The sequence below is a fragment of the Nonomuraea sp. NPDC049028 genome, from assembly GCF_043197735.1.
Taxonomy (GTDB): domain Bacteria; phylum Actinomycetota; class Actinomycetes; order Streptosporangiales; family Streptosporangiaceae; genus Nonomuraea.
This window is the reverse complement of the sequence record NZ_JBICTR010000020.1, coordinates 163291-170695: the sequence shown is the minus strand read 5'-3', so window position 1 is coordinate 170695 and position 7405 is coordinate 163291. Positions and strand designations below refer to the sequence as shown.

The 7405-nt window shown below is 70.4% G+C and carries 7 protein-coding genes and 2 pseudogenes; 6 read left to right on the top strand and 3 right to left on the bottom strand.

Annotation, left to right across the window (positions count from 1 at the left end; all coding sequences use genetic code 11):
- Positions 1-307, bottom strand: a 307-nt coding sequence (locus tag ACGFJ2_RS54595; protein ID WP_393482531.1) for a hypothetical protein, incomplete at its 3' end; no start/stop codon positions are given.
- 673 nt (positions 308-980) lie between these two features.
- Between ACGFJ2_RS54595 and ACGFJ2_RS54590 the strand changes: the two genes are divergently transcribed.
- On the top strand, positions 981-1646 hold the full coding sequence (locus ACGFJ2_RS54590; RefSeq protein WP_357955407.1) for a nucleotidyltransferase domain-containing protein: 666 nt from the start codon (positions 981-983) through the stop codon (positions 1644-1646).
- A 162-nt stretch (positions 1647-1808) separates the two neighbouring features.
- Positions 1809-3044: a hypothetical protein gene (locus ACGFJ2_RS54585; RefSeq protein ID WP_393482528.1), complete on the top strand. Its 1236-nt coding sequence runs from the start codon at positions 1809-1811 to the stop codon at positions 3042-3044.
- Here the strand turns inward: ACGFJ2_RS54585 and ACGFJ2_RS54580 are convergent.
- Positions 3030-3723: pseudogene (locus tag ACGFJ2_RS54580) on the bottom strand (DUF4158 domain-containing protein). The gene ACGFJ2_RS54585 and the pseudogene ACGFJ2_RS54580 overlap by 15 nt on opposite strands.
- Before the next feature lie 199 nt (positions 3724-3922).
- Positions 3923-4474, bottom strand: coding sequence for a TetR/AcrR family transcriptional regulator (locus ACGFJ2_RS54575; protein ID WP_357955404.1), 552 nt, complete (start codon positions 4472-4474; stop codon positions 3923-3925).
- Positions 4475-4561: 87 nt separating this feature from the next.
- Between ACGFJ2_RS54575 and ACGFJ2_RS54570 the strand changes: the two genes are divergently transcribed.
- The 4 genes and pseudogenes from ACGFJ2_RS54570 to ACGFJ2_RS54555 all read left to right on the top strand — a co-directional run.
- Complete coding sequence (locus ACGFJ2_RS54570; protein ID WP_393482526.1) at positions 4562-5308, top strand: enoyl-CoA hydratase/isomerase family protein; 747 nt, start codon at positions 4562-4564, stop codon at positions 5306-5308.
- A gap of 35 nt (positions 5309-5343) precedes the next feature.
- Complete coding sequence (locus ACGFJ2_RS54565) at positions 5344-6228, top strand: NmrA/HSCARG family protein (RefSeq protein ID WP_357955399.1); 885 nt, start codon at positions 5344-5346, stop codon at positions 6226-6228.
- Between the two features lie 326 nt (positions 6229-6554).
- Positions 6555-6731 (top strand): zinc-binding dehydrogenase, encoded by a 177-nt coding sequence (locus ACGFJ2_RS54560; RefSeq protein WP_393482524.1) that lies wholly within the window; start codon positions 6555-6557, stop codon positions 6729-6731.
- Positions 6732-7327: 596 nt separating this feature from the next.
- Positions 7328-7393, top strand: a pseudogene (locus ACGFJ2_RS54555) (hypothetical protein); the annotation flags it as partial.
- Positions 7394-7405 lie beyond the last annotated feature (12 nt).

Below are 7405 nucleotides of genomic sequence, written 5' to 3'. Positions count from 1 at the left end.
AGCCGCGCCCGTAGGCCGAACGGTGAATCGCCGACCCGCAGAACTCATCCAACCGCAACGATGAAAGGGGCATCAGCTCGCGTAACGCACTCTCAGAGCCGTGGACCCGCTGACGAGACAACGCCATGTGCAAGGTAGGGCTCTGACCAGCCAGTATCCGCAGAACCGGCCAGCCTTGGCGCGCAACCCCGATCATGCTGTGAGGCGGCAGGCACCAGGCCCTGTTCATGACCAGGTTCACTGCAATGGAGCTGACCAACCGCTGCAATCGGCTGACGTAACCGCTGGTGGGGCCATCATTGGTCACGAGGCTTGCAGTGCTGATGCGTCACAGTCTTGCAGTGCCCACAGTCCACAAGCGGGCGGGAAATCGTCAGACTTCATTGGCCACATCCCTCGCAGCAGGGGGCCGGAGGAGCAATTCATGCGGAACGACGCAGAACCCCTTCGGAAAGCGTTCACCGTCGCGGGCGGTGGACTACCGGTGCCGCGATCGACTGGCAGGCCCGAGCAGGAGAGGAAACAACCGCCATGAGCGGCTTTGTCCCGCCTTGAGTGCTGCAATCAGCTGACCAATCCACTGAAAGGGTGTGGCGAACGCCCATGAAATTTACGTGGCTGGTCCCAGCAATCTTCACATCCAGCCTGCGCCTCACACGCACGCATGGTCGCCCCAGGGGAGATCCAGCTCAGCCGAAACTTGCGGGAATTCTGCCTTCTCGCAAGTTGTCGAGACCCGTCGCGACGCAACGGATCTTAATTATTGAATTTGATTTTCTAGAAAATCGAAAATGCTAGAGTCTGAGCGTGACGGCTGAGATGGGCGGACGTAGCGACTGTGCAGGGGCTCGCATCCGAAGTGGAGACGATGACCGCGTGATGTCCGGTCTCTCTGGAAGCCGCGCACGCCGAGTGGAGCCTGGCGTGGCGCTGCGCCACGAGCGCTGACGACGGAGGCTGTGATAGCGCATGATTTGCCGATGATGAGGATCGAGACACCGTGGGGTCCCTGGGAGGCCGCGCCGCTTGGTGAAGTCGTTGCGCTGATGCGCGGGCTGGCGGCGCCGTGGTGGGTGGCCGGCGGCTACGCCATCGAGCTGGCCGTGGGCCGTGCGTACCGCGAGCACGGGGACGTCGATATCGCGCTGCTGCGCCGGGACCAACTCGCGGCGCGGCGGCTGCTGGACGGCTGGGACGTACACGCCGCGGTCGTGCCCCAGACGCTACGGCCATGGGCGGTTGGCGAGGTCCTGCCCGAGCAGGCGCACGACATCTGGGTACGCGAGCATCCGGACGGCCCCTGGCGGTTCCAGCTCATGCTGGACGAGGCCGACGACGAGGAGTGGATCTACCGGCGTGACCCTCGGATCCGCCGCCCGCTGGCCGGGTTGACCGTCGAGCAGGATGGTTTCCGGAGGATTGTCCCGGAGGTGCAGTTGCTCTACAAGTCCAAGGGTCTGCGGCCGAAGGACGAGGTCGATTTCGAGGCGGTCCTGCCGCTGTTGAGCGAGGGGGAGCGGCGCTGGCTGCACGAGGCGCTGGAGACCGAGCACACCACACATCCCTGGCGCGAGCGCCTTGCGCCAGGCGCGCCAGACGCGCCCCATGGGCCAGATGACGTGCGGCATTCCGGCGGCGCGTCGTGAAAGCGCGGGATCCTGCGCGCAAGGCCGCAGCCGGCGTCCCGTTCCGCGAAATCCGCCACTTCACCTGAGAAGGCAAGACCAGTGACCATCCCGGATACACAGGGCGAGCCGCAGGGCAGCGCTCGACAGATCGGCACAGAAGCCACAGTGGTTACGCCGTGTTTGCACTGTGGTGCCCCGATCGAGCAGCGGCGGGGGAGGGGGCGGCCCAAGGCGTACTGCCCGGAAGGCGACTGCCAGGCCGCCGCCAAGCGTGAGCGGGAGATGCGGCGCGCGACGCCCGGGCTGGAGGGGGCGCTGGCGCGGGCCGAGCAGCTGTACGACCGGATGGAGAACGGGCTGGCCGCCGCCATCGAGCCACTGGCCAGGGCGCTGGCCCAGGAACTGAGTCCGGCCGGGGTCGAGGCGAAGCTGAGCGCCGTACAGGCTGAGGCGCACACGCGGGTCGCCATCGCGCGTGCCGAGCGGGAGCAGGCATTCGAGCAGGTACGGCTGTCGCGGGAGGCAGCCGAGCACGCGCGCAGGGAGGCTGGCGTGATGCGGCTGCGCGTGGAGGAGGCCGAGGCCGAGCGGGATACGGCGCAGGCTGATGGTGAGCGGGCTCGCGAGCAGGCGCTGGCCGCGTTGCGGGAGGCGGCCAGCACCGAGCGGCAGGCCCTGCAGTCCGCCGAGGAGGCCGGGCGCCGGGCCGATCTGGCCGAGCGGCAGGCCGATGAGGCGGTACGGCGGGCGGAGCTGACCGAGCGGGCCAGAGATCAGGCGCTCCAGGAGCTGGCGGAGCGGGTCGAGGCCGCCGATGGGCGGGCCGCTGAGGCGGAGGCGCAGGCCGTACGGGCTGAGACAGCGGCGGAAGCTCGGGTGGTACGCGCCGAGAAGGAGGCGCAGGCGCAGGTCGTACAGGTGCGGAAGGAGGCCGAAGCCCGCGCCGTACGGGCGGAAAAGGATGGGGAGGCGCGAGCCGAACAGGCCCGGAAAGAGGCGGTGGCGGCGCGGGCGGAGAGTGATCGCGCCCGTGAGGAGGCGGCGGAAGCCAAGCGGGCCAGGCAGCTGGCAGAGCGGGACCTGGCCGCGGCCGAGGCCAGGGCGGAGGCGGCCGGACAGGAGCGGGAACGGGCCGTCGCCCGGGCGGAGACCGCCGAACGTGCCGCGGCCGAGGCGCAACGGGACCGCGCCGTCGCCCTGAACGATGCGGCGAAGGCTCGGGAACTGGCCGCCGCGGAGATCGCCCAGGCGCGCGCGACGGCGGAGGGTGCGGTGGAGGAGCGGGATCGGTTGCGGGGGGAACTACGGCTGGAGCGGGCTCGGCTGGAGGACGCCCGTGTTCAGCTGGAGGCGGCTCGGGCGGAGGCTACCCAATTGCGGGAGCGGGCGGTCGCGGCGGAGCTACGCGCAGGCTGATGTCTGGCCGGCGTCCCGGAGCTGCACCATCCGATCAGGCACGGGCCCTTCTCGACGGCCGGCACTCGACCTGATCGCCAAGAACGGCGCTGGCTGCGCCCAGGTTGCGCAGTTCCACGTGCCGATCCAGGGCCTTGACCAGGCCGGTGCTGCTGACGTCGGTGGGGCTTTGCGCAGCCGGTCCAGCCGGGAGACCCGCCGCCCGGATTCGACCTTGACCAGCTCTTCCAGCACGGCGGCCTGGTTGGGGCTGGGGGCGGCGGCCAGCAGCGCGTACTGGCGGGAGGCGACGCGCTCGCGCAGCGCGGCGATCAGCCGCTCCAGGGTGGTGACGCCGGGCAGCAGGATGTTGGCCTCCATCGGGCGGTGGGTGGCCAGGTCGAACAGCACAATCGGGCGCTCGCCGGTGGTCCAGGCCCGTTTGTAGAGCCAGCAGGCCAGCGCGAACCACTGTTCGCCGGCGAAGGCGGTGTAGCCATAGCTGCTGCGGATCTGCTCCTGATGATCCCAGCGGGCCTCCTTCTCGCCATGCCCCTTCAGGTCGGCGGCCTGCAGGCCGAGCTGCTCGGCGACGTAGTCGACCACCGCGGCGGGAACTGTCCAGGAAGCAGTTCAAGGACCGTGTGGTGCCGAGTTGCAGGGCCCAGCCGAGCTGGTTGCGGGCGCCGTTGGCGGCCATCGTCTGGCGCCGGTCGTCGGCATCCAGGTGGAAGAAGGCGCCCCCGCCTCGCACACCACGGCGGGGGCGCCCTCGGATATCAGCAGCGGTCAGGCCAGATGATCAACGTGCCCGATTACGTGCGGAATTGCGTCATTCTCACGCCAGTCATGATCACCGGGCAAGGAGGCTGACATCGTGTTGGTCCGGGCCGACGACATCAACATGATGCCCATGATGGAGTCAGGCCGTGGAAGATCAGGTCGAGCAGGGAGGCCGCATGCCCGGCCGCATCCGGTTCCGTCTCGGTGACCAGCGCAATGGCGTTCACCAACCTGAACAGCTGCTCGACCGGTATGCCCGTCCGGACCTCGCCCGCCTCCTGTGCCCGCGCCAGCAGCCCCTGCGCCGCCCCGAACACCGCCGCGCGACACGACGAGCCATCCTCGCCCAGCGCCACCAGCAGCGACGCGGCTAGCCCGCGCTCCGTGCTGCCCTGCGCGATCACCGCGCCCAGCCACTCCCTCAGCGCCGCGCCCGGCGACGGCGCGGACATCAGCTCCTCGGCCCGGCGGCACAGGGCGTCGATGTGGTCGCGGAAAACCGCCTCCAGCAGCGCCTGCCGGGTGGGGAAGTGGCGGTAGAGCGTGGCGTTGCCGACTCCCGCGCGCTGTGCAATGTCGTCCAGCGGCGCATCGGCCCCTAGTTCGGCAAAGGCCGCCCGCGCACAGGCCACCAGTCGGTCGTAGTTGCGCCGGGCGTCGGCCCGCATCGTCGCCTCCCGGGTTTGCCTAAGCGGGGACTATCCCCGTATCGTACTCGAACAGAAACCGGGGAGAGTCCCCGGTTAGGAGGTGCCATGAGCTCCCAGCCACCGAAGTACGCCGCCCGGCACGCCGAGCATTTCGCGATGGAGCGCCGCGACGGAGTGCTCCTGCTGCGCATGCACACCGGCGGCGGCCCAGCCGTCATGTCACTCGCGCTGCACCACGCCTGGGGCGAGGTGCTGCGGGAAGCGGGCGCAGACCTGGACAACGAGGTGCTGATACTCACCGGCACCGGCGAAGCGTGGACCGGCGGGCTCGACCCCGCCCTGCTCGACCGGCCGCCGGCGCAGCGGGGCGAGGACCGCTACGACCTCTACCGCGATGGCATCGCGCTGCTACGCAGCCTCGTCTTCTCCGTGGACGTGCCGACGATCGGCGCGCTCAACGGACCCGGCTACCACCAGGAGCTGGCCCTGGCCTGCGACCTGACGCTGTGCACCCCCGGCACCGTCTTCGACGACACCCACTTCCGCTCCGGCGCCGTACCCGGCGATGGTCAGCACCTGGTCTACCAGGAGCTGCTCGGCCTCAAGCGGGCCGCGCGGATGCTCTACACCGGGGCCGGCGTCGGCGCCACCGAGGCGCTGGAGCTGGGCTTGGTCAACGAGGTCGTGCCGGACGAGCGGCTGCTGCCGCGCGCCTGGGAGCTGGCCGCCGAGATCATGGCCGCGCCGCGCGCCACCCGCCGGCTCACCCACGCCATTGTCCAGCGCCCATGGCAGCGCCGCCTGGTCGACGACCTGGCCTTCGGCCGTACTCACCATCTGCTCAACACCTGACCCCGTTCTCGAACACCCCGCCATCAGGAGGAAACATGATCACCGTTCTCGTGACCGGCGCCACCGGCACCCAGGGCGGCGCCACGGCCCGCGGCCTGCTGGCCGCCGGGCAGCGGGTCCGCGCTCTCGTCCGCGACCCCGGCACTCCCGCCGCGCGGGCGCTGGCCGCCGCCGGCGCCGAGCTGGTCCGCGGCGACATGGGCGACCGCGTCTCGCTCGACGCGGCCACCCGCGGCGTCGACGGCGTCTTCAGCGTCCAGCCCACCCTCGGCTACCCTGGCACGCCGCCCGGCTTCACCATCGACGACGAGCTCCGCTACGGCCGCAACGTCGCCGACGCCGCCGCGGCGGCCGGCATCCGCAGCTTCGTGTACGCCTCCGTCGGCGCAGCCGACGCCTCGCACGGCATCGCGCGCTGGCAGACCAAGGACACCCTGGAGCGGTACGCCCGCGACCTGGGTCTGCCCCTGACCGCGCTGCGGCCGGTCCGTTTCATGGACAACCAGGTCCACCCGCAGATGGGCGTGCGCGATGGCGTCCTGGCCGACGTCGTCCTGCCGGACGTGCCGGTCCAGCTCATCGCGGCCACCGACATCGGCGCGTTCGCCACGCTGGCCTTCACCCGTCCGGCCGAATACACCGGCCGGACGATCGAACTGGCCGGTGACGAGCTGACCATGCCGCAGATCGCCCGAGCCATGGAGCGGGCGCTGCGGCAGCCCATCACCTACCGGAACATCCCGCGCGAGGCACTGGCCGACCGCGGCGCCGACGCCGTGGCCGGCTACGACTTCGCCAACCACGGCGGCGGCTGGCACGCCGACATCGACGCGCTACGTAAGGAGCACCCGGGCCTGATGGACTTCGCCACCTGGCTCGACCGCGATGGCGCCGCCGCCTTCGCGACGGCCCGCGCCTGACGGCCGCAGGCCTCGGTGCGAGCGTTAGAAGGTGCGCTCGGCGACCTTGACTTGCTGGCTCGCCTGCAAGGCGGCGCGCAGCTTGTCGGCCGGTAGCGGCGCGGCGGGGGCTTGGAGTATGCGCTCGACCGGTACGTCGGGGTCGGCGAGGTAGATCTGGGGGTAGGCGCCGGACTCGGGCTCGAAGCGCCGGCTCTCGGTCAGAGTTCCGGCGTGGACGGTGTCGAACCCGGGCCGGTCGATCAGCTCGGCGGCCCGGGCCTTGGCGTTGGCGTCATCGCCGGCGATGGGCAGGACGCTGCGGGCCGGGCGAGCAAGGGGATGTGGTGGGCGTCGATGCCCGCCGCCACCGCCAGAGCGACCTGGAAGACATGAACAGGGTGATCGCGGCGCACAAGCTGCGGCCGCTGATCGACCGCGTCTTCCCCTTCGAACAGGCGCTCAACGCCGCGTCCTACCTGGCCAGCTGTGCTCACTTCGGCAAGGTCGTCATCAGCCACTGAGCAGCCACTGGCACCGACGCCTGTCCGGCCGGCCTTCCGCCGGTCGGCCCGTCAGCAAGGAGGGCGTGACTCGCGACACCGTCTGGCGCGAGGACGACCAACCGGCCTACAGACGATCGGCCGCAACCTTATGCGCGCCATCCCACTGTTCTGGCCGCGACCGAGCGACTGGTGGTCGCCACTGGGATCGCCAACATCCACGCGCGGATCCCCTCGGCGGCCGAGACCGGAGGCCGAATCCTCAGCGCGCTCCATCCAGGACGGTCCGTGCTCGGCCTGGGTATCAGCCACGCCGGATTCATGAAGCACGCGACCGGCGGAACCTATGTGAAGCAGCTGAGCATGATGCGCAGCTACCTGGAGCGTATGGACGCCGTCTCGCCGGCGATAGAGCCAGGCGCCGCCAGGCCGGCCCGCCTGCTGGCCGCGGTGGGCCCGAAGATGATCGAGCTGTCCGGCAGCGGCGCCGATCCATGGATCGTGAGCGAACAGGCGGTGGCGATCGGCGGGGACCGTGAAGATCAACTACGGCGCGCGCATGCCCCGCGTAGACCTTCGCCGAAGGGTGACCGCGCATCGCGATCTATTCAGCCGCCGTGTTCTGGACGACCCGCTACCTGGACGCCGCCGGCGAGCACCTGCGGGAGCACGACGCCCTGGAGGAGGATGTGACC